This window comes from Paraburkholderia gardini (assembly GCF_907164575.1).
In the GTDB taxonomy this organism is placed as follows: Bacteria; Pseudomonadota; Gammaproteobacteria; order Burkholderiales; family Burkholderiaceae; genus Paraburkholderia; species Paraburkholderia gardini.
Genome location: NZ_CAJQYY010000003.1, coordinates 34,602 through 56,592 on the forward strand (window position 1 = coordinate 34,602; position 21,991 = coordinate 56,592).

The 21,991-nt window shown below is 60.4% G+C and carries 21 protein-coding genes and 2 pseudogenes; 5 read left to right on the forward strand and 18 right to left on the reverse strand.

From position 1 onward, the window contains the following. Positions 1–227: 227 nt before the first annotated feature. Together LPA34_RS27045 and LPA34_RS03095 are read left to right on the forward strand one after the other, a co-directional pair. Positions 228–482, forward strand: a pseudogene (locus LPA34_RS27045) (glutathione transferase); the annotation flags it as partial. Between the two features lie 191 nt (positions 483–673). Then, a complete protein-coding gene (locus LPA34_RS03095) occupies positions 674–1,012 on the forward strand; it encodes a hypothetical protein (RefSeq protein WP_228974802.1) in 339 nt (112 codons plus the stop codon). Positions 1,013–1,120: 108 nt separating this feature from the next. On the opposite strand, the gene LPA34_RS03100 is transcribed toward LPA34_RS03095, so the two are convergent. From LPA34_RS03100 to LPA34_RS03120, 6 genes and pseudogenes are all read right to left on the reverse strand, one after another. Continuing rightward, positions 1,121–1,573: a hypothetical protein gene (locus LPA34_RS03100; RefSeq protein ID WP_228974803.1), complete on the reverse strand. Its 453-nt coding sequence runs from the start codon at positions 1,571–1,573 to the stop codon at positions 1,121–1,123. A 164-nt stretch (positions 1,574–1,737) separates the two neighbouring features. Further along, positions 1,738–2,466, reverse strand: a complete 729-nt coding sequence (locus tag LPA34_RS03105; protein ID WP_228974812.1) for a cytochrome c biogenesis CcdA family protein — start codon at positions 2,464–2,466, stop codon at positions 1,738–1,740. Further along, positions 2,466–2,852: a thioredoxin family protein gene (locus tag LPA34_RS03110; RefSeq protein ID WP_228974814.1), complete on the reverse strand. Its 387-nt coding sequence runs from the start codon at positions 2,850–2,852 to the stop codon at positions 2,466–2,468. The genes LPA34_RS03105 and LPA34_RS03110 overlap by 1 nt, the downstream gene beginning before the upstream one ends. Positions 2,853–2,987: 135 nt before the next feature. Next, a pseudogene (locus LPA34_RS26940) lies at positions 2,988–3,161 on the reverse strand (transcriptional regulator); the annotation flags it as partial. Between the two features lie 118 nt (positions 3,162–3,279). After that, entirely contained in the window at positions 3,280–3,753 is a 474-nt protein-coding gene (locus LPA34_RS03115) for a type II 3-dehydroquinate dehydratase (protein ID WP_228974817.1), read from the reverse strand. A 16-nt stretch (positions 3,754–3,769) separates the two neighbouring features. Beyond that, on the reverse strand, positions 3,770–5,137 hold the full coding sequence (locus LPA34_RS03120; protein WP_228974819.1) for an MFS transporter: 1,368 nt from the start codon (positions 5,135–5,137) through the stop codon (positions 3,770–3,772). Between the two features lie 240 nt (positions 5,138–5,377). Here LPA34_RS03120 and LPA34_RS03125 point away from each other — a divergent pair, with 240 nt between their 5' ends. Beyond that, entirely contained in the window at positions 5,378–6,178 is an 801-nt protein-coding gene (locus LPA34_RS03125) for an IclR family transcriptional regulator (protein WP_228974820.1), read from the forward strand. 36 nt (positions 6,179–6,214) lie between these two features. Here LPA34_RS03125 and LPA34_RS03130 read toward each other — a convergent pair whose 3' ends face one another. The 5 genes from LPA34_RS03130 to LPA34_RS03150 all read right to left on the reverse strand — a co-directional run bounded on the left by LPA34_RS03130 (position 6,215) and on the right by LPA34_RS03150 (position 11,686). Further along, positions 6,215–6,640, reverse strand: a complete 426-nt coding sequence (locus LPA34_RS03130) for a hypothetical protein (RefSeq protein WP_228974822.1) — start codon at positions 6,638–6,640, stop codon at positions 6,215–6,217. 175 nt (positions 6,641–6,815) lie between these two features. After that, positions 6,816–8,996, reverse strand: a complete 2,181-nt coding sequence (locus LPA34_RS03135) for a TonB-dependent siderophore receptor (RefSeq protein ID WP_228974823.1) — start codon at positions 8,994–8,996, stop codon at positions 6,816–6,818. Positions 8,997–9,158: 162 nt separating this feature from the next. Further along, a complete protein-coding gene (locus LPA34_RS27050) occupies positions 9,159–9,437 on the reverse strand; it encodes a LuxR C-terminal-related transcriptional regulator (RefSeq protein ID WP_407672511.1) in 279 nt (92 codons plus the stop codon). A gap of 47 nt (positions 9,438–9,484) precedes the next feature. Beyond that, positions 9,485–10,339, reverse strand: a complete 855-nt coding sequence (locus LPA34_RS03145) for a phytanoyl-CoA dioxygenase family protein (protein ID WP_228974824.1) — start codon at positions 10,337–10,339, stop codon at positions 9,485–9,487. Positions 10,340–10,636: 297 nt separating this feature from the next. Then, complete coding sequence (locus tag LPA34_RS03150; RefSeq protein WP_228974826.1) at positions 10,637–11,686, reverse strand: LacI family DNA-binding transcriptional regulator; 1,050 nt, start codon at positions 11,684–11,686, stop codon at positions 10,637–10,639. Between the two features lie 161 nt (positions 11,687–11,847). On the opposite strand from LPA34_RS03150, the gene LPA34_RS03155 reads away from it, so the two are divergent. Then, on the forward strand, positions 11,848–12,657 hold the full coding sequence (locus tag LPA34_RS03155; protein WP_228974828.1) for an SDR family oxidoreductase: 810 nt from the start codon (positions 11,848–11,850) through the stop codon (positions 12,655–12,657). 47 nt (positions 12,658–12,704) lie between these two features. On the opposite strand, the gene LPA34_RS03160 is transcribed toward LPA34_RS03155, so the two are convergent. The 5 genes from LPA34_RS03160 to LPA34_RS03180 all read right to left on the reverse strand — a co-directional run bounded on the left by LPA34_RS03160 (position 12,705) and on the right by LPA34_RS03180 (position 18,377). Then, entirely contained in the window at positions 12,705–13,808 is a 1,104-nt protein-coding gene (locus LPA34_RS03160) for an ABC transporter ATP-binding protein (RefSeq protein ID WP_228974830.1), read from the reverse strand. Further along, complete coding sequence (locus tag LPA34_RS03165; protein WP_228974832.1) at positions 13,805–14,836, reverse strand: carbohydrate ABC transporter permease; 1,032 nt, start codon at positions 14,834–14,836, stop codon at positions 13,805–13,807. The genes LPA34_RS03160 and LPA34_RS03165 overlap by 4 nt, the downstream gene beginning before the upstream one ends. Continuing rightward, positions 14,833–15,987, reverse strand: coding sequence for a carbohydrate ABC transporter permease (locus LPA34_RS03170; protein WP_228974834.1), 1,155 nt, complete (start codon positions 15,985–15,987; stop codon positions 14,833–14,835). The genes LPA34_RS03165 and LPA34_RS03170 overlap by 4 nt, the downstream gene beginning before the upstream one ends. A gap of 41 nt (positions 15,988–16,028) precedes the next feature. After that, on the reverse strand, positions 16,029–17,510 hold the full coding sequence (locus LPA34_RS03175) for an ABC transporter substrate-binding protein (protein ID WP_228974836.1): 1,482 nt from the start codon (positions 17,508–17,510) through the stop codon (positions 16,029–16,031). A gap of 138 nt (positions 17,511–17,648) precedes the next feature. Then, positions 17,649–18,377, reverse strand: coding sequence for a GntR family transcriptional regulator (locus LPA34_RS03180; RefSeq protein ID WP_228974838.1), 729 nt, complete (start codon positions 18,375–18,377; stop codon positions 17,649–17,651). A gap of 150 nt (positions 18,378–18,527) precedes the next feature. Between LPA34_RS03180 and LPA34_RS03185 the strand changes: the two genes are divergently transcribed. Continuing rightward, positions 18,528–19,829, forward strand: a complete 1,302-nt coding sequence (locus LPA34_RS03185; protein WP_228974840.1) for an L-fuconate dehydratase — start codon at positions 18,528–18,530, stop codon at positions 19,827–19,829. A 29-nt stretch (positions 19,830–19,858) separates the two neighbouring features. Here the strand turns inward: LPA34_RS03185 and LPA34_RS03190 are convergent, their stop codons facing one another. After that, the gene (locus LPA34_RS03190) at positions 19,859–20,872 is read right to left on the reverse strand and encodes a LacI family DNA-binding transcriptional regulator (protein ID WP_228974842.1); all 1,014 of its coding nucleotides are present in this window, start codon (positions 20,870–20,872) and stop codon (positions 19,859–19,861) included. Positions 20,873–20,908: 36 nt separating this feature from the next. Continuing rightward, a complete protein-coding gene (locus LPA34_RS03195; RefSeq protein ID WP_228974844.1) occupies positions 20,909–21,991 on the reverse strand; it encodes an ABC transporter ATP-binding protein in 1,083 nt (360 codons plus the stop codon).

Consider the following 21,991-nt stretch of genomic DNA (forward strand, 5'->3'; position numbering starts at 1 on the left):
GTAAGTCAGGCTATGACGAAGTGTGGTCAGGTCACACCTGCCCTGTGTCACCCATTCCCGGAACAGACGTTCCATGCGGAACCGAAATACAACCTTTGACAGGAAAGGGATGCGGTGAACCTCAGGTGCCCGATATGTCCGAACGGCGCCAACCGGTAAATGGCTCAAGATTCGTCAAGTACCGTCATCAATTCTCTCCCTTAAGCAGTTGATGCCGCGCGGAACAAGCCACTGACGTCGTGTTCCACGGCGTCAAGGCGACACCGCTTTTAGCCACGGCAACCGCCGCTGAAGAGAAACTCTTTGCAGCCTCCGGGGTGTTGCTCGCAGCGGAATCCGAAAATCTCTTTGGCGAATGGTGTATCGCAGATATAGGCCTCACGATGAGGCTCAATTGCCTTGTCACGCACGGCGACCTCGCACCGGAAAAACTCATCGACTATGCTTACTGTCAGTGGCAAAGACCGTCGGTTCGGCACTGAATGAGCCGTGATCACCCTTGAGGGAGAACTGCGGCCGGTGCGTTCGGATTGATATCCCCTCTGCGCTGGAAATTGGGCAAATACTCTTCCTGATCTGCTCCGGATTCACGCGCCAGCGCTTATAGTGGAACCGTGGTCGACCGTGGGCGATCTTCCACTTCAGGGCACATGTCTTTGACGGGGGCGACCGTATGACTACTTCTTCTGATTTTGTAAGCGGCTCGCAGGACAACACGCCGGAATCGTTGCTGACGCTCGCCGAATTTCTCGAACTCTCGCTCGACAAGGGGGCGCGCGTCGTGATGATGCGCCACGGTACGGACGTCTGTTCAGTTTATGTCGGTGACCCAGCAGGCGAAGATGTCAACCTGACTGATCACGGAACCATTGCAGCGGCAATGGCTGACGAAATACTTGAGCGTACCCAGGCAGGCGTAAACCGGATAGCAATAGGTGACCGGACGTACCGGTTTATTCGAAGCTTCACACACATCGACAATGTCGGTGCAGTGGTATTTGCCCCGGCATAAATCCCGGATCGGGTCCTCGCCGGCCCTTCAGACGTCCCATCGAAGCATACGCCGCAGCACAAGCAGCGCGCGACATGCCCGCTCCTTGTGCTGCCGTGCATCGGCCGGTCAGGATTTCGCCGGACGTCCCGTCTTGACCGTTTCGACGGCTGAAACCGCTGCCAGCAAGCGCTTTTCCGGAACGGACGCCAGCAGAAGCAATCCGGCCCGCAGCAACTCGCTCTTTTTCACGGAAACGCCCGCGTCCACGCACTTCTGCTTCAGGATCGCGATCTTCGCATAGTCCGATTTGGGCATGGTGAAGCTGTCGCGCACAACCTTTTCCTTCCTTGCGCGTTTTGGCTTCTCTTCTACAGCAGCTGCGACTGGCTTTGCTTCAACAGTCGCCGTGCGCTTCTGACGCGATGCTTTTGGCGCTGCCTTAGCCCTGGCTTCAACGACGGTCTTAACAACTGTGCCGGCGTTGTCGGCCTGTTTGTCTGCTTGCGCGACGGTGCCGTTCGTCGCCCTGGGAAAATGGAAAGATTTTTTCGTCGGCTTCCTGATCGTGGGTTCGCTCATGCGACCTCCTCTTTATAATCGATGAAAACAGTATATACCGTTTTCTCGTCTTTATTGACGTAACGATTTTGCGGGGCACCCGTAAAGTTCGGATCGGTGAGACGCCGCCTGCGTTTGTCGACAACGCTCAACCGTCTTGAGAAACGAGGATGCGAGGGGGCATTTCAGAACGCCGTCGTAAACACGGTCAACCACATCGGGCTTGCCGCGAGCGCCGCCGCTTCGATGCTCCGGTCCAGCCCGGTCAACATCAGCACGCCAAGCACGACGAAAACTGTCCCGAGCCCCACCTTCGCAAATTTCGCTGACAACGACAACGCGCCACGGACACGCGCGAACGATGCCCTTGATACACCGCCGAGTATCATCAGCGGCAATCCCGCACCGAGTCCGAACAGTGCCATCAGCAAAGCAATATGACCCAGGTCGGTCCCCTGCGAAGCAAGCGTGGTTGCCGCGCCCAGGGTTGGGCCCACGCAAGGACTCCACACGAGGCCAAGCAGCAGGCCAATACAGAACTGCCCGATCAATCCGTCGCCACGCACACCACCTAAAGCGCTCTGCCCGGCTCCGCTCAGGCGCGATGTCGCGCGCGCGAACATGTCCTGCAAGCGCGCCGACAACATCACCAGTCCAAAGACGATCATGAGAATCGCCGCTACGCGCCGGAACGTCTCCGGGTCGAGTCCAATCGATGCGCCGAGCGTCGCGACGAAAATGCCGACCGCCGCGAACGAAAGGCTCAAACCCGTTGCGAGCGCCACGGCGCCAAAGCGATGCGTTGAAAGCGCGGATGCAACCAGGATCGGCAGAAGCGGCAGAACGCACGGCGAGAGACTCGATGCAGCGCCCGCAACAAAACCGGTCGCATAGGTGCCGACCCCGAAGTCCATCAAAGCGCCTTGTCGAACGTGTCGCGAATCGCCGGTTCCTGGGTCTGACCGGTCGAGCGCGCTACCTCATGGCCCTGTTTGAAAACCACGAACGTCGACTGCTCGCTGATCCTGAGCGACTTCCTGAGTGCCGTTTCCTTGTCGAAATCCGCGACGAAAATGGTCACCTGCTTTAACTGCGGATCCTTCGAAAGGCGGTCGACGATTGGCTGCTGTACGCGACAGGTCGGGCACCAGGTGGCGTGCAGATAAACAATCGTGGGTTTGCCCTCCGCGACGTTCTGCTCGAACTGTGTCTTGTCGTAAGGTTTCTGGTCCGCCCATGCGCTCGACGCGAACGCCAGAAAAAGCGCCGCCATGCCATATACGAAGCGTCGTGCTTTCATCGCAGTGTCCTCACGAAAATGAAAGGCAAGACCGGATCGACCTCGCCATATCGTGATCTTATGCCTCGCTCGCAATTCGTGCGGACGACCGTCGCGTTACCTGATACCGAAGCTGTTACCGTCAGTCCGCCGCAATCAGACTGCCAGCGCGAGGAGTGCTTCGACGGCCTTTGCGTCGTCCAGCGAGACGGGCGCGAAGACGACCATGCTCAACCCGTCGTCACCATCCACGGCAAAGGCGGAATACGCGAGTGTGATCGGTCCAGCGAGGGAATACCGCAGGCATTTCGTTCCAACCCAATGGCTGCCTACCGCGTGGCTGAATGCCGGTCTGGACCGGCCGGGTTATTTCGAAAATTGAACAGTCACAACGGTGCGCTTCTGGCACGCGTCCATGCTCCCGCCTGAAGAACGCATTGTACGAACACTAACCACCGTGGCTCCCGCCTGCCTGCATCTCCTGACGCTCCAGCGCCGCCGCGACGGCGCGCACGGCAAGCAGATAGCCGTCCACGCCAAGACCGCAGATCACGCCGCGTGCAGCGAGTGAGATCAACGAATGCCGATATTGCTCGTCGCGCTGGTGAATGTTTGTGATGTGCACCTCGATCACCGGCTGGCGAATCAGCTTGACAGCATCGAGTACCGGTATCGATGCAAACGAGAAACCCGCCGGGTTGATGACGACGGCCGCGTCCTTTTCAAACGCTTCCTGCAGCCAGTCGACCATCACCCCCTCGTGATTGGTCTGGCGAAACTCGCATCCAAGCCCCAGTTCCAGCGCGAGTGCCTCCGTACGTTCCTTCACCTGGGCAAGCGTGGTCGAGCCGTACAGGTGAGGCTCACGCTTGCCGAGCATGTTCAGGTTCGAACCGTTCAGCACATAAACAAGTGGTTTCATCTGTGTTGCCTGAATTTCAGTGTGAATGAGATTGCATGGACGCCTGCCCTGATGCGCCGATCACTTCTTCGGCGGAGTCGACACGGTTCATGTCTATACCAAGCGTTTCAGGCGCGGTGAGAATGGCGATCAGCGAAATCACATTGAAGGTTGCGCACACCGCGACGACGCCCCATGGCGAACCATTGCATAGCGCGAACAGCCAGACCGCAAGTACAGGCATCGGCCCGCCCGCCACCAGATTGGCGCCGGTATAGGCAAGCGCGGAGCCGGAATAGCGCACGTTCGTCGGGAATGCTTCGGCGAAGGCCACTGGCTGGATGCCGCTCTGGAACTGCGTGAAACCGAGAAAGAAACCCATGGCCGCCAGCATCGGTACGAAGCTCTTCGTATCGAGAATCTGGAAGTACACGAACAGCATCAGCAACGTCGCCGTCGAGCCGATCGCAAGCGCCTTCCTCCGGCCGATACGGTCGCTCAGCATGCCGCCAGCCAGCGCGCCGACGATCGCGCACACGTTCGCTCCCATCAGCAAAAGGAAGCCCGTCTGCTTCGGCACGCCAAGCGTCTTGGTGACGTAGCTCAACGAGAAGACGACGATCAGATAAAAGATCGCAGCAGGGCCGCAGAAGAACAGCATCCAGCGCAACACGGTTCGCCAGTGAAGATGCAATACATCGCGCAGCGGGCTCCCCACGTGGACCACTTCCGTTTTGCGCAACGCGACGAACGCGGGCGTCTCGCTGACGCGCAGCCGGATGTAAAGACCGACGATCACCAGAATAAAGCTCAGGATGAACGGAATGCGCCACCCGTACGTGTCAAACGCCTGTGCGGGCATGGTCGATGAAAGCAGCAGCAATACCCCGTTAGCCATGATCTGGCTAAGCGGCGAACACAGTCCGAGCAGGCCCGAATATTTGCCGCGACGATCCGGGCTCGCATGCTCGATTGCCATCAACTGCGCGCCCGTCGATTCGCCGCCCAGTGCGAAACCCTGCAGGATACGCAGGAGCACCAGCAGCATCGGAGCCCATACGCCAATGCTCGCGTAGGTCGGCAAAAAGCCTATTAGCATCGAGGAAACACCCATCACGGTGACCGTGCCGAGCATCAGGTTGCGCCGCCCGAGTTTGTCCCCCAGATGACCGCAGATGATCGCGCCAAGCGGCCGCGCGGCGAGTCCAACACCAAACGTGGCGAGCGATGCCAGCAACGCGGAAGTCGGATTCATCGACGGAAAAAAGAGCCTGGGCAACACGGTGGCGGCCAGCGCGCCATACAACGTGAAGTCAAACCATTCGAGTGCGGTTCCGATGGCTGCCGCGGTCACGGCGCGCGTACGCATCGCCTGATGCGCGGAAAGTTGAGATTGCTGATCCATGTTGTGGTTGTCTCCTGTTTCTGTTCCAGACCTCTGTCGGCGTCACATCCAGGTGAACCGTTTAATGCCGACGGCGCGGGGCCTGTCTTTTGGTATGCATCCCATCGCGCCAGGGCGGTGAACCGTCGGGCGAGACTGCATGCTGCGCAGATTAACAGCGCCAGTGGGACGTCATTCCAGGGTGGAATCCCATCTCGCATTGTGCAATCATGCCGCTTTGAGAAATCCGCGGGAGGTGTCATGCCGGGCGTGACTGAAAGGACATTGGCCGTACTTGAATTTCTTGCGACGCAAATGGAAGGCACGCCGCTCGCGATGATTTCAGATCAACTCGAGATTCCGCGTAGCGCCTGTCACCGGTTGCTTGCCGATCTCAAGCAATGCGGCTACGTACGTCAATTGCGCGAGCAGGGCGACTATGTACTCACGACGAAACTTGTCGGACTGGGCCTTGGCTATCTCGCGACGTCGGGCATCATCGACATCGCGCAAAGCATGCTCGACCGCCTTGCGGAAACATCGGGAGAGCTGGTGCGGCTGGCGATCGTCGACGGCGACAGGCTGACGTGGGTCGCCAAATCGCAGGGCGCGCTAAAGGGCCTGCGCTACGACCCGGACATGGGCATGGATACCGTGCTGTCATGCAGCGCGACCGGCCATGCATGGATGATGACCATGAGCGACGAGCGGGCGCTCGAACTGGTGACGCGTCAGGGTTTCGGGCAGCCGAAACAGTACGGGCCTAAAGCGCCGACCACGGTCAAGGCGTTGCTCGCCTTTGTCGATGCGGCCCGAACCCGTGGCTATGCAACGATCAATGAAGTGTTCGCTCCGGGAATGACGGCGATGGCCGCGCCCGTTCAACGCCGCGGTTACCCGGCAATCGGTGTGATCAGCATTGCGGGGCCGGCTGTGCGGCTGACGGAAAAGCGCATGGAGACACTGGGACCGACGCTCGTGTCCGCAGCAAACGAACTCGCGGCTGCGAGCCTCGCGTCGCCGCTTTTCGGCCGAACGCTTCAGGGCTTGTCACGCACCTGAAAAGCCCACGCTAAAGGCACATCAACGTGCCCGGCCTTAACGCTCACGCGCAGGCGGCTGCGGATTATTCGCCGGATTCGTGTCGAACTTCATCACGCTGACGATACCGTCCGCGCCCGCAAGCGCCGACAACGCCTCGTGCAGCGCGTCGGCGACATCCCCGTCGTATATCTCTTCGCCATCGACGTAGACCGTAAACGATTGCAGATAGCGGGGTTTTTTCGCGGGCGTTTTAATGGTCGCGCGGGTCCACTCGTAAAGAGGATATTTCTCCACGCCCATCTTTTCGGCTTCGCTGACGTAGTCAGCGAACGCGTCGTACTGGCACTTCAAGGTTGCGTCGTATCCACACAGCACATCATGCAGCGCAGCGTGCGCGTTAGCCGCTGGATCGCCTCGCAAGATCACCGCAAGTTCTGCCGAGACCTTCATTCTCAGCTGGTATTGCCTTGCTTGCGCCATGCGTGCCTCGCTTGTGAACGTATCTGAAGATAATCGTCATGCTATCCGATCCCGGATCTTGCGGTGCCGCGCACCACGAAGTACAGGCGGCATTGATAACCCGGCCCGCAAAAAAGCGGCCACAACAAAAACGTTGTGGCCGCTTTTCTCGCAGCGTATCGATCCTTGCAGACGCCTAGAACTGCAGCGTCGCGCTCGCCACTGCAGTACGCGTCGGCGACGGGGCCACGTAGTAGCCCCACGCCGTCGTCCAGTAACGACGGTTCAACAGGTTGTTGATCCCCGCGCGGAACGTCACGTCCTTGCCGGCGATCCGCGTTTCATACTTGCCACTCAGATCGTATGTGACGTACGCCGGCACGAACTGCGTATTCGCAGCGTCGACGGCCATATCGCTCACGTACTTCGCGCCGAACGCCAGCGTCAACGGGCGCATATATGACGGGTTGTATTCGATGCGGCCCGTCGCCGTGAAGCGCGGCGCGCCGTAGATGCGCTTGCCTTCGACAGTAGCGTCGTCGATATCGACTGCCTTCGTGTTCAGCCACATCACGCCGCCCAGCACGCGCCAGTCACTCGACAGTTGCAGCCAGCCGCTTGTGTCAAGACCCTCATAGCGCTTTGTGCCGTCCTGCACGAAAATGTTTTCCGGGTTCGTGTAGTTATAGCCCTGGTCGACGCGGAACAGCGCAAGACTGGCACCCCACTTCTGGCGATCCGTCTTGAAGCCGACTTCATACTGCTTGCTGCGAAGCGGGCCATACGTAGCCGGGAAATTGACGTTCGTGTTCGAAGCCGAACCACCCTGCTTAAGCGACTCGACATAGCTCGCATAAAGCGTCGCGTACGCGTCCGTCTTGAACATCAGCGCAACGGTCGGTGTGACCGGATTCGCGCTGTATTCGGCCAGCGCCGAGCCGTCCGTGTCGTACGTGTGCTGACGGTACTGCGTATAACGCACGCCGAGCAGCGCGGACAGACGCGACGTGAACGCCACCGTATCGCTCGCGTAGAGCGCGGTTTGCGTCGTACGCGACTGGCGGTACAGGTTTTCGCCAATGTTGACTTCGGCGTTCGTCAGCAACGTGCTGCCGTACAGACTGCCGGTGCCGAGCGGGTAGCCGTCATTCCAGCCTTCGCTGTTGTCGTACTCGGTCATCTGCGATTGATAGCCGGCGCCGAACACGATGTCGTGCTTCACGCTGCCGGTGTTGAATTTGCCCTGCACCATCGCGTCGACGTTCTGATAGAAGTAACGCGTCATCGCGGCATACAGCGTGTTCGAGTAATCACCGGCGTCGTTGAACACGTACAGCAGGCTGTCCGAGTTCGTGCGGTTTTCTTTCGCGAAGCGGTACTTCACGCTCGCGTGCCAGTTCTCCGAAAGACGATAGTCGAGGCCCGTGCCAAACGATGCCATCTCGACCTGGTAGAAGTTCTGCGGCTGCGTCAGATCGTGCGTGATCGTGCTGGCGTCGGGAATGCCAAGGCCACTGCCGAACATGAGGCCGAACAGCGTGCCATTGGTTTTACGCTTCTGGTAGAACGCGTCGGCCGACCACGTCAGGTCCGGCGTAATGCGGAAGTCCATCGCGAGCGAAGCCATCTTGCGACGCAGATGACCGTTCGCTTCAGCGGTGTTGCCGTCTTCGTTCACGAGATTCAGGCGAAAACCGAAGCGGTCGTCGTTACCAAAGCGGCCGCCCAGATCGAGCTTCTCGCTGAACACACCGGCGGACTGATAGCCCACCGAAAAGCTGCGGTACGGATCGTCCGTCGGACGCTTGAGCACGTAGTTGACGATACCGCCCGGCGAGCCGAAGCCGTACATGAACCCGGAAAGACCCTTGAGCAGTTCCACGCGCTCGAACTGATCCAGTGCGAGATCGGTGTCCCACGAAGGGAAGCTCTGACCGTCGACCTTGATGCCGTTAAGCGTATCGATCGGCAGGCCGCGCACGGTGAGCATCGAGTTTTCGCTGATCGCGTTATCCGATATGGCCGACACGGCCGGATCGTATTTGAAGAGATCGTTAGCCGTGTTCGCCATCAGATCCTGCGCTTCCTCGCTCGTCACGACGTGCGTCGAAAACGGCGTATCGACCTGCTTGCGCGAACCCAGCGCGCCCGCGCTGACGGAGTCCGCAGCCGCGACCGTCGTGTCGCGCGATGCTGTCACGCTCACCGTCGGCAGCGCGGCGTCGCCGGTTGCGGCAGCCTGCGCCCACCCGGACGTCGACAGGGTGGAAAGCGTCAGGCCCACGCTGGCCAGCAGCGCGGCACTGAGAAGCGATGACGGATTGCGGCTGGAATTACGCCCCAACACAGGACGGCGAACGATGGTCTGGTTCTGCATATTGTTTTTGACCGGGCAGAGTGAAACGCCCGTGCGACGCGACTTTGCGCGGCAAGGCATCACTCGGGCACGGAGTAGTCAAGCGGAAGGTTAATCGACGAAAGCCGAATGTTAATGCAAATGATTCTCATTAACAACCTAAATATTCAGAGAAGGTTTCTGTCAGGTTCGGATGGGTTTTTGGGGTTTCGCGAGATCACCCTGACACCTGATTCCGGCTTGTGGGGAGATTTGTGCTGAAGGACTGGACGAATTCCAGCGGTGTATCGCGTGCGCGACGTGTCTTGACCGTTTTTCGACCGTGGCGGGTTCGCTTGCGACCTGCTTGTTGAGATACCCCGTTACGACCAGCGCCATTACTTCACGCTCACGCGGCGTAAGACGCTCAAGGCGCTGGCTCAGTGCGCAATTCACACCGCGCTGCGCGCATCTGCGCGGCATGCTCCAGCGCCTCGCCGATCGCGCAGCAGGTCGACGTCGCAATCCGTCTACCGCATCGCATTCCTGCGCCCTTCTGCATTGGTCGCGACGGCAATCTCTTCCAGATTCTGCGGATACGGATAGTGCATGCCAAGCAGCTGACGCATCGTCGGACTGGCGTGCTTGACGAACGCTTCGCCTGCCATCGCCCTGAGATCTTCCATCGGCTTGACGAATTTCGGCAGGTATTGAATCAACACCGCGCTACGATCCTGCACGCTACGATTGGGCATCGCACAGTGCCACGTCGCGCCAAAGAACACGATGGCATCGCCCGGCTCCGCTTCCATGCGCTCACAGCGCTCGAAGAACCGGTCGGCTTCGGTCGGATAGCGCAGTTCGTGCTGCGTGTGCGGCACGAACGCGGTCGCGCCTGTTTGCGCCGTGAACGGATCGAGCGGAATCGTCACCTGCGCGTTAAGCGGAAACGATGTATTAATCGCGAGCGGAAACGATTCCGGCGCGTGGAAATCCCAGTACGGGTAGTCGATATGCGGTTCCTGGCCGGGGCCATCCGGCAGGATTCGATTCGCCGCTATCGAACCCATGATGAAATCCGAACCCAGAAAACGCCGCATCGCATCGACGATCAGCGGCTGCTCCGACATCTGCGAAAACACGTCGCCCTTGGCAAGCAGATTCCATACGCGTCGTTGCAGATGCAGGCGCTGCTCCTCTGCCGCCTGCCCCTGAAAGTGCGTGACGGTCTGCGCACGATCTTCTGAATGCGCCATCACCACACGCCGCGCCTCGGCAATCTGCGCCTCGCTAAAGAGCCCGCGAATGCGGATCGCGCCCGGGCCATGCATCAACGCTTCGACAATCCCATCCGCTGTGGCAACACCGCTATCGACACTGTTCACGACCGTCTCCTTCTCCATGCGCAGTGCTCGCGGCTGCGTCATGAACAAGCATAAGAGACGAGATGGTCAGATTGCAAGAATAATTGCACACGATATTTTCATGGAATTTATTTTCCATTTCGAAAGCCTTATCTGGCGCGGCAGGACTTTCATTTTGATGGCAAGCCATCATTTTTCGGAGTGAAGGTCTGGGAGGCTTCAACTATCGTTATCGTTATCGCGGCGAGCATCCTTGCCGCCCCGAGCCACCGCTGGCGACGTCAGGCTCAAGCAGAATGAAACTTCAACCGCCGGCCGTCAGTCGCCGGGCGGAAGATTTTCACGCAGCAGCACGGTCACGGGAATCTGTTGAGGAAACGCGACACCCGGATCACGGTGATAGTGCCGCAGGACGATTTCGATCGAGCGCATCGCTTCGCCTGCGGGATTCTGGTCGAGCACGGCGTCCAGCGTGCCTTCAATCAGCAGGCGCCGTGACGTTTCATTAAGCTCGTGGCCGATGAACATCGTCGAGCGGACACGATCCAGTGCGAGGAGCGCGGCGCCGACGCCCTCGTCGCCGACGGAAATGTTGTAGATCCCGCGCAGGTCGGGATAACGCCGGAAGGCGTCGCGCGTCAATCGTTCGGTCACGACCGATTGCTCGCGGCTCTCTACCGTTTCGACGATGTCGCAGTTCGGGAACCGGCGCCGCAGCACTGAACGAAAGCCGCTTTCACGTTCTTCATGGCCGAGGAAATCATGCATGCCCGTGAGTACGAGCACCTTGCCGCCCGCATCGCCAAGAAAGCGTCCCATGAGTTCGCCGGCCACGCGTCCCGCGCAACGATTGTCGATACCGACGTAAGCAAGCCGCCCGGTGCCAGGCAGATCGCTTGCAAGCGTGACGACCGGCATCGAGCGGCTCAGTTGCCGCAAGGCGGTCGTGATGTCGGGATGCTCGTAAGCCACGATCACGAGTGCATCGGCTTTTTGCGTCGCGCGCCGGATCGTCTCGACGACACATGCAGGCTCAAGACTCTCGAAGTACGTCACCGCGCAGATCACACGTTGCGCCTCGAACGTCTTTTGCGCCACCTCGAAACCCTGCTTGAGCGACACGTAGTACTGCGCGACCGGCTGCTGCAAAAGAATGGCGATGCGCAGCCAGCGTACCGAAACGGAATCGAGCGCGCGATCGATTCTGAGCTTGCGCGCCCATTCGAGCACCACCGCTTCTTTCTCACGCGATACGCCACCACGACCGTTCAGCACGCGATCGACGGTCGCCTCGCTAACGCCCGCGGCCTTCGCGATATCGGCCATGTTCGTTTTGCGGCGAGTAGTGCTGGACTTGCGGTTAGTCATGAATGGATCGTAAAGCCCGGCAGGATCAGTCGTCGACGATGACGCGATCATCGCATCACCACTGCGGCACATCAAGCCGCGCATAGCCATGACCCTCGAGCAGACACCGGTCCGGAAAGTGACGGTGCTGCATGGATCAAACCTTGATGGAGAGACACAGGATGGGACAGTTCGACTCGAAGGTGGTCGTCGTCACTGGCGGATCACAGGGACTCGGCGCGGCAATCGCGGCGTTGTTCGTGGAGCGTGGCGCGCGAGGCATCGTGATCTGCGGGCGCGCGAGGGAAAAGGGCGAGGCAAAGGCCGCCGAACTCAGCGAGGCGGGCAGCGCGGAAGTGCGCTTCGTGCAAGCCGACCTGTCACGCGTCGAGGACTGTCAGGCCGTGATCGCAAGCGCGGATCGACACTTCGGACGGGTCGACGTGCTCGTCAACGCCGCGGCGATGACCGATCGCGGCACGATACTCGACACAACGCCGGAACGCTTCGACAGCATCTTCGCGACCAACGTCCGCGCGCCGTTCTTTCTCATGCAGGAAGCCGTAAAAATCATGCGTCGCGAGAAGACGGAAGGCACGATCGTGAATATCTGCTCGATGTCCGCCCTGGCGGGGCAACCGTTCATCGCGGCTTACTGCGCTTCGAAAGGCGCACTTGCCACGCTCACGCGGAACACGGCGTATGCGCTGCTGCGCAACCATATCCGCGTGAACGGCCTGAATCTCGGCTGGATGGCGACTGACGGCGAAGACCAGATCCAGCGCACGTATCACGGCGCATCGGATGACTGGCTCGCCGAAGCCAATGCCGCGCAACCCTTCGGCCGCCTCATCGATCCTGCCGAAGCCGCGCGCGCAGTGGCATTCCTCGCAAGTGCGGAGTCGGGTTTGATGACGGGTTCGATGGTGAACTACGACCAGTCGGTGTGGGGCGGCTTTGACGACACGCCCCATCCGGTCAAGGCGCTCTAGCAGGTCACGTTATCAGGTGATCCGATGGGGTAGTTCGACCACGCGAACTACCCCGACCGTATCCGCTGCCCCAGTTGCTGGTCAAAGAAATGCACTCTCTCGCGATTAAGCTTAAGGCCCACCTCAGTGCCGATTTCACCGGCAAACATGTTCGACACCTTGACGACCACCTGTTGCTCGCCGACGTTCAGCGTCACCAGCGAATGATCGCCAATGAGTTCGACCAGATAGATGCGCCCACGGCCCTCGCCTTCTCCGGGGCCAACCAGTGCGCATTCTTCGGGCCTCACGCCTAACGTCGCGGCGCCCTGATGATTCACGTTCGCGGGCACGGCAAGTCCGTCGGTTTCGAAGCGCTGGTTCGCCAGCGTGCCGCGCAAAAAGTTCATTGGCGGTGAACCGATGAACCCCGCCACGAACAGATTGGCGGGATCCGAATAAATACGCGCGGGCGTGTCGAGTTGCTGCAATACGCCCTTGTCGATCAGCGCGACGCGATGCGCCAGCGTCATCGCTTCGATCTGGTCGTGCGTGACGTATAGCGTCGTGATATCGAGTTCGTGCTGCATATGCTTGAGTTCCGCGCGCATATGTCCGCGCAGCTTGGCGTCGAGATTCGACAACGGCTCGTCCATCAGAAACGCCGCCGGGCGTCGCACGATGGCCCGCGCCAGCGCCACCCGCTGACGCTGTCCACCCGAAAGCTGGCGGGGATAGCGCTGAAGGAATTCCTCGAGATGAACGCTTGCCGCGACCTCGCGCACCGCCGCATCGACTTCCGCTTTCGCGCGCTTGCGAACGATCAGCGGGTAAGCGATGTTCTCGAACACCGTCTTGTGCGGATACAGTGCATATGACTGAAACACCATCGCCAGGTCGCGGTCGCGCGGCAACTGCTGGGTCACGTCTTTTTCGCCGACGTGCACCGTGCCTTCGGTGGCCGATTCCAGTCCGGCGATGATGCGCAGCGCCGTCGTCTTGCCGCAGCCGGATTCACCGAGCAGCACGAGAAATTCGCCGGCACGCACGTCCAGCGAAAGATCATGGAGCACCCGCGTACCGCCAAAGTCCTTGCTGACGTTACGCAGCGAGACGCTCTTCGATTGTGGGGCGAGCGCCGCGAGGTCCGTAGCCGTGTGTGCGTCGTTCATCCTTTAACCGCTCCCACGAGAATACCTTTGACGATAAAGCGCTGTAACGTGAGCGTGAGCACCATCACCGGGAAGATCATGATCAGGATCAGCACGGACATGTTCCACCACTGCGGCCCGCGCGTCGCATTCTGTGCCGCGACCAGAAGCGGCAAGGTCTGCGCATTCGCCGTGCTGAGAAAAAGTGCAAAAAGATACTCGTTCCACGACAGGATCAGGACGAGCAGCGCGGTCGCGACGATACCCGGCGCGACCAGCGGCATCACGATGCCAAACAGGATCGCAAAGCGCGTCGCGCCGTCGATCTGCGCGCTCTCCTCGACTTCCTTCGGCACCGCGGCGAAGAAATCGAACATGAGCCACACCACGATCGGCACGTTCGCCGTCGCATAGGTGATGATCAGCGCGAGCCGTGTGTCGAGCAGACCGACGCTCTTGAACATCAGGTAGATCGGGATCACGGTGACGACAGGCGGCAGGATACGTTGCGAGATGATCCAGAACAGGATGTCGTCATTGCCGAACCGGCGCCGCGCACGACGGATAATCGGGCGCAACAGCAGGAAGAAAAGCGCGAGGCCCGCTGTCACGGCAACGCTCAGATCCACTCCGGCCCAGCCGGTGACGCCCACGATCACCGCCAGTATGAGCACGCCAACGCCGACCGCCGCGACAGGCGGCCGGTATTCGATACGGGCCAGTGCGTACGCGGCCATCGAGCCCAGGAACACCGAAGCCGCCGTTGAACACGTCGCGATCACGAGCGAATTCACGTACGGACGATACGTGTCCGGCCCCAGGTCGACAAAGATGTAATGCCACGCATCGAGACTCGGCTTGAAATCGACAAAAGGCAGGTACGCGGGGCCGTTGGATACGTCGATCGGTAACTTGAACGACGTGATCGCCATCCAGTAAAGCGGGAACAGCACGACAACAGTCCACGCGCCAAGCAGCAGATACGCAATGAAGCGCACACCGGCGGGAAGCTCGCCAAGCCGCGAATGAACGAAGAGACGCCGGATCATGTCTGCGCTCCTCTTGCCCGTCGCACGACGAGCTGAAAGAACGACACGCATGCAATCGTCGATACGAAGAACAGCATGTAGGCTACCGCGGAAGCACCACCGAGATTTAACGTGCGCCATTCGATGAACGCGTGCAGGGTCATCGATTCGGTTGCGATACCCGGGCCGCCGTTCGTCAGCACGTTAGGCAGATCGACGATCTTGAACGCTTCGATCAGCCGGATCAGCACGGCGCTCGCCGCGACCGGCGCGATCGACGGCCACGTCACGTCGCGAAAGATCCGCCATCCGGATGCGCCATCGAGTTGCGCCGCTTCGATCTGGTCGCGCGACGTGCCTTCGAGTGCGGCGAGCATCACGAGAAACATGAACGGCACCCACTGCCAGGTGTCGCCGATAATCACGACACAGCGGGCGAGCCACGAACTGGCTGCCCACGCGATCTGGCCAAGACCGAGCCACGCCCATAGGGGCGCAAGCGGGCCCACTGCGGTGTCGGCCATCATGCGGAACATGTAGGCGATGCCAACGGGCGTCACCATCAGTGGAATAAAGAACAGAATGCGAAAGAAGCGGCCGCCCCTTAGCGGCAATGTGCAAAGAAAGGCTAACCCCAGGCCCAGCAGGAACTGCAGCGCGACGCCCACCACGACGTAAAAGAGCGTCACCATCAGGCTGCCGAGCTCGCCGCCGTTACCGACAGTATTCGCCGCGAGCCAGACGACGGCGAGTAGCGCCGCTGCCGCGATCAGCCGGCCAATGCCGCCGATCACGGAGCGACGCGTGCTCATGACGTATCGCACGAGCCACCACGCGATCGCCACGGCGGTGACCGCCATCACCGCGATGCTGATCATTCCCGCAGATCGAAACACGCCGACGAAATGAAACTGCTGGCTGCCGCTAAAGAGCCGCACGTAGTTGCGCATCCCGACGAACTGCAGTTCGTATCCGCCTTCGCCAAGCGAAAACCGCAGTAACGACAGATACGCCGACGTCACGAGCGGAAAAATCGAGAACGCGAGAATCAGCAGCACGGTCGGCAGGACAAACACGTACGGCGCCTGCCGGTCGAGCCAGCTGGTGAAGGACGATCTCCGCGTCGCGTGATGCGACGACGCGGATGACGAAACGTGCGACGAAGATTGCATAAACCCTTTTCGTGTCACGCCGGCTCGAGCGAAGGTCCGCGCTACTTCGCGCCGATCGACGCCCGATACGCAGCCAGTTGCTTGTCCTTGCCGAGATCGTCGGTGATTTCATCCCAGCCGGTTTCGATGGCTTTCATCGTGGCATCCGCATCGAGTTCGCCGGCAAGAAAACGCGCGATGGCGGTATCGAGCACCACCTGCTCATAGCGCTGGTTTTGCGGAATGCGCAGGTCGATGATCATGTTCGGGCTTTGCAGGCTCGCCTTGATCGCACCGAGATACGACGCGGCCGCTGTGTCGCTCATCCCGCTCTTCTTCCAGATCGACATATCCGTGAATTGCGAACGCCGGTACGGATTGAAGCCGGTCGCACCAATGGTCACGTCGACGTTCGATTGCGCGGGCTCGCTCATGAACGACAGGAACGCGTAAGCCGCATCCTTCACCTTCGGATTAGCCTTGGCGTTGATCCCGCCCGACCAGCCGCCGAACGCCGCGAACGGAGCGTGATTCACGCCATCCACCGCATACGGGCAACGGCTCTTGTCGCATGCAACCAGCTTTCCCGTTGCGCGATCCAGCACTTTCGTCGAACCCGGCAGAATGACCGCGCCGACCTTGTCGATGACCTTCGACTGCTTCGGATCGATCGCCAGCACGCCGACATCGCCCCAGTCGAGCGTCAGCGCGCAGTGCCCGGAAATGAACGCGCTGCGAGTATCGCCGACGTCGAGGTTGATTTCGTTAGGCGGACCGTACTGCGTCGATGCCTTGAGCACGTTGAGCGCGGCCTTGAACGCGTCGTTGTTGATCAACGGCTTGAAGTTTGTCGGATCGAAGAATGCGCCTTGTGCCGTGCCCTTCGATTGCAGATAGCCGCCGGCGATCGAGATGATCGCCCAGTACGCCTGCGCGTTGCGCTTCTTGGAAATGCACGAACCCGCTACCGGCTTGCCGTCGCCGCCAAACGTCTTGCCGTTTGCGGCTTTGGCGATGTCGAGATAGTCGTCCCACGTTTTTGGCGGCTGCTTGCCAAGCGCCTTCAGGATATCGGTACGGTAGTAGACCATCTGGAAGTCGCCGTCGAGCGCGACCAGATAGGTCTTGCCGTTATAGCGCTGCGAGAAATCGCGGAAGAACGGCATGACGTCGTCTTCTTTTAGCGCCGGATCGTGCGCGACACGTGACGACAGATCCTCAAGAAAGCCGCCCTTCGTGTAATCGACCATCCATTGCGGTGCGAAGACAGCTGCGTCGACGGAGTTCGTGCCCGACGCCCAGTCGGTGAGCAGCTTCTGGTACAGATCGGAGAACGGCACCGTCAGAATGTTGATCTTCGCACCGGTCAGCTTTTCGAACTCAGGTGCACGACGCTGCAACGGCTCGGCGATCTGGGGACCGACGAACGTCATGACGTTGACCGTTACGCCATGAAAATCTTCAGCGGCAGTGGCCTGTGCGCCCGTAAAGAACCACGCGGCGGCGAAAGCGACGGCCACGCTTGAGGCTTTTATGAATTTCATTTCCTGTCTCCTCCATACTGAGTTGACTACGCGCCCTGACTACATTGGGTCATGCTCCGTCGAACTGCAGATGCGGAACGCCGCGCTGATGGCGGCTCGAATGTTCCGACGAGGGCCCGGCAAACGTGTCTGTACCTGTCACTCCTCGAACAGGTCTGGCCGTTCGCTGGCAAATCGCCGCAATTCGGCAACGACTTCATCCAGATGGCTGTGCATCGCGTGCCCCGCCGCTTCCGGATCGCGATCCTCGATGGCCGCGAAAATGCGCTCGTGCTCTTCGAGCGTATGAACGTGGCGCTCCGGACTCGCGAGAAGCTGACGCGCGCGATCGAGCGCGCTGCGTGACACAGCGACGATTTCTTTCACACGCGGCAAATCAATGGCATCGAGCAGGATCTCGTGAAAACCGAGATCGAGCAGATGGAATTCGTGGCGCAGGTCGCAAGCAACGGCCTCGCGCTGTTTCTCAAGATTGGCGGCCAGCGCGTTGAGCGTGCCTTCGCTGCAATGCATGGCAACGCCACGCACGGTTTCCACTTCAAGCGCGCTGCGGATAAACAGATGCTGACGAATATCGTGAATCACGATCGGCATCACACGCGTGCCGCGCTGCGGCAAAACTTCAACGAGCCCGGCTCCAGCGAGCCTCGCGAGCGCCGAGGAAACGGGAAAGCGCGACACGCCCATGCGATCGCATACGGCCAGCTTGTCGATCATCATGCCCGGCTCCAGCGCGAGCGTGACGATCGCTTCGCGCAGCGCGGCTTCGACTGCGTCGGTAAGGCTGCCCCGTTCGGCACCCTGCAGTTTTTGCAATGCACCATACGGATCTTGCGCGGCACTCGCTTCATCGTTCAAAAGACCCACGGGACGCCTGTTTTACGACTAACATGCTAGCATGCTAGAAGGTGTATCTAACGCTGTCAACGAGTGCTAACGCCTGGGTCGCGCTTCTTTAGCGTTACTGGATCGCCGGCCAGGGGCTCTCGATTTCGTCGCCGCCGGGAGGGTGCCCGAATGACCAGAATCACCAATCTGTCCGTGCGGGACATCCGCTTTCCCACGTCGCGCTCGCTCGACGGCTCTGACGCGATGAACGCCGCGCCGGACTATTCCGCCACATACGTCATCCTCGAAACCGGTTCGCCAGCCCGTCTTGCCGGGCACGGCCTGACGTTTACGATTGGGCGCGGTAACGAGATCTGCGTGGCGGCGGTCAATGCGCTGGCGTCGCTTGTCGTCGGCCGGCAGATCGAAGACATCGCCGCCGACATGGGTGGCTTCTGGCGCGAGATCACCTCCGATAGCCAGCTCCGCTGGATCGGCCCGGAAAAAGGTGTGATCCATCTCGCGACAGCCGCCGTCGTCAATGCCGTGTGGGATCTCTGGGCGAAGACCGAAGGCAAGCCGGTATGGAAGCTGCTCGTGGATATGAGCCCTGAAGCGCTCGTGAAGTGTCTCGACTTTCGCTACGTGACGGATGCGCTCACGCCATACGAAGCGCTTGCCATCCTGCGTCGTAACGCTGCGGGCAAGGCAGCGCGCGAAAAGGAAATGCTCGCGCAGGGCTACCCGGCTTACACGACATCGGCAGGCTGGCTTGGCTACGACGACGACAAGATCCGGCGTCTTGCGCGCGAAGGCGTAGCCGCGGGCTGGACGCATTTCAAGCAGAAGGTAGGCGGCAATCTTGACGAAGACGTGCGGCGTGCACGCATCCTGCGTGAAGAGATCGGCATCGATCGCAAGCTGATGATGGACGCCAATCAGGTTTGGGAAGTCGACGAAGCCATTGCGAACATGCGGCGTCTGGCGGAGTTCGATCCGTGGTGGATCGAAGAGCCGACAAGCCCGGACGACATTCTGGGTCACGCGGCGATCCGGCAACGCCTGGCACCGACGATCGGCGTGGCGACTGGCGAGCATTGTCACAACCGGGTGATGTTCAAGCAACTGCTGCAGGCGCATGCGATCGACTTCTGCCAGATCGACAGCTGTCGTCTGGGCGGCCTGAACGAAGTGCTCGTCGTGCTTCTGATGGCGGCGAAATTCGGTGTACCCGTGTGCCCGCACGCGGGCGGCGTCGGATTATGCGAGTACGTCCAGCATATTTCGCTGTTCGACTACATCTGCGTGTCGGCATCGCTTGAGAATCGCGTGCTCGAATACGTCGACCATCTGCATGAGCACTTTATCGAGCCGGTCGTGATTCGCAACGGACGCTATATGCCGCCGCGTATGCCCGGGTACAGCATCGAGATGCATGCGGCTTCGCTCGACGACTATCACTTTCCCGATGGCGCCGCGTGGCGTGCCTGAACCCCGATCCCTGATCCCGATAGACCACTTCAGGTGCGCCGCGGTGGTGCAACCGAAGCGCGCATTGTCACGGTCACTGGAAAGTCGCGGAAGATTTCCCACGACGTGCCGTAGCATTCGTTGACGAGCCAGCGCACCGCATTCTGCGTCAGCTCTTGCGTGGGGATATGAACCGATGTGAGTCCTGGCGCGGTATAGGCCGCGGAATAATCGTCGTCGTAGCCAATCACCGATACGTCATGAGGCACCGATATGCCCGCCTGCTGAAGGCGGGCCAGGGCGCTGACAGCCATCGTATCGTTGGCGCAAAAGAGCGCGGTGAAACGCCGCTTCGATTCGAGCAGTGTCTGCACACCGGCATAACCGCCTTCCAGCGAAAAGTCCGATTCGACCAGCGCGACAGAGGAACGCGCAATGCCGTGCCGCGCGAGTTCGTCGAAGAACCCTTCGATCCGCGCGTGATTGTCCGACGCGGAAAACGGACCGGAAATCACGGCGATATCGCGGTGTCCGTGCTCAACGAGCGTACGTGCCGCAAGCGCGCCACCCAGATGATGATTGGCGCAGAACGACGCTTCCGGCAGTTGTCCGGATGCGCGATTGAGGAACACCATGCGCGGATGCATGTTGTGCAGCTTCGCGATGTCTTCGTCGTGCAGATCGTGGCTGATCACCACGACGCCGTCGCAGTCGCGCCCGATCAGAAACTGCACGGCTTCGATCGCACGCTCGCGGGGCGAGGAGTCGCCGCACCCCGTCGCCACCACGACGTGACGACGCACCGCACGCAGTTCGGTGTCGGTCTGCTTCAGAATCGTGCCGTAGTAAGACCCAAAGAACGTCGGCACGAACAGTCCGATCATGCCGAGCGACTGCGTCGCCATTGCGCGGCCAATTGATGAAGGCCGGAAATTCAGCTGCTCGATCGCAGCCTGCACGCGTGCGAGCGCATCGGCCGAAACCGGACCGTTGCCCGAGATTGCCCGCGATGCCGTCGACATGCCGACCCCGGCTAGTACCGCGACGTCTTTCAAGGTTGCCACGCGTGCTCCACTGGTCGATATGTATTGATGCGCCCGCTATAGACGTGAACCGCCTGCTTCGTCAAACAGCGAAATACGTTCGCCGTCGAGCGTGAAGCCCGCGGCTTCGTCCACCACGAACGATGTCTTGTCCTGCGCGATGGAAGCGATCTGGTTGCCATGATAATCGAGCCAGACGACCCGATGATTGCCCATCGGCTCGACGAGCGAAACGCTTGCCTCGTGCACCGCGCCTTGCCCTGGCCTCACGTCTTCTGGACGAATGCCGAGCACGCACGGCGTATTCGCCTCCGGCATTGCCTTGAACGGATAGTGCGACACGTCCAGTTCCAGATGCGAATGACGGAACCACACACCGTTCTCGCGGCGCTCAAGCTCACCCTTTAGCAGGTTCATCGGCGGCGAGCCGAGAAACGTCGCGACAAACAGGTTGTCCGGTTTCGCGTAGATCTGCGCGGGTGTGCCGATCTGCTGGATCACGCCGCCGCGCATCACCGCCATGCGGGTCGCGAGCGTCATTGCTTCAACCTGATCGTGCGTCACGTAGATCATCGTCGCGCCGAGCTGCCTGTGCAGATGTTTCAGCTCACGCCGCAATTCCGTGCGCAGCTTCGCATCGAGATTCGACAGCGGTTCGTCAAACAGAAACACGTCCGCCTCGCGCACGATCGCGCGGCCGATTGCAACGCGCTGGCGCTGCCCACCCGAAAGCTGTGCCGGACGGCGCTTGAGCAGCGGCCCGAGCTGCAGCATTTCCGCGGCGCGCCCGACACGGCGCGCGATTTCGTTTTTCGGCGTGCCGTTGATGCGCAGCGCAAACGAGAGATTGCGCTCGACGTTCATCGTCGGATACAACGCGTACGACTGGAACACGAGCGCGATGCGGCGGTCTTTCGGATCGGCCCACGTCATGTCCTGTCCGCCGATTTCGATGCTGCCGCCGGTCACGTCGATCAGGCCCGCGATGCTATGCAGCAGCGTCGATTTCCCGCAACCCGACGGCCCGAGCAACACCAGAAATTCACCCGGCTCGACCTCCAGATCAAGCGCTTCGATCACGGTATTCGCGCCTAGCTGGATCTTCAGTTTGCGGATCGACACATTCGATACGTTGGACAT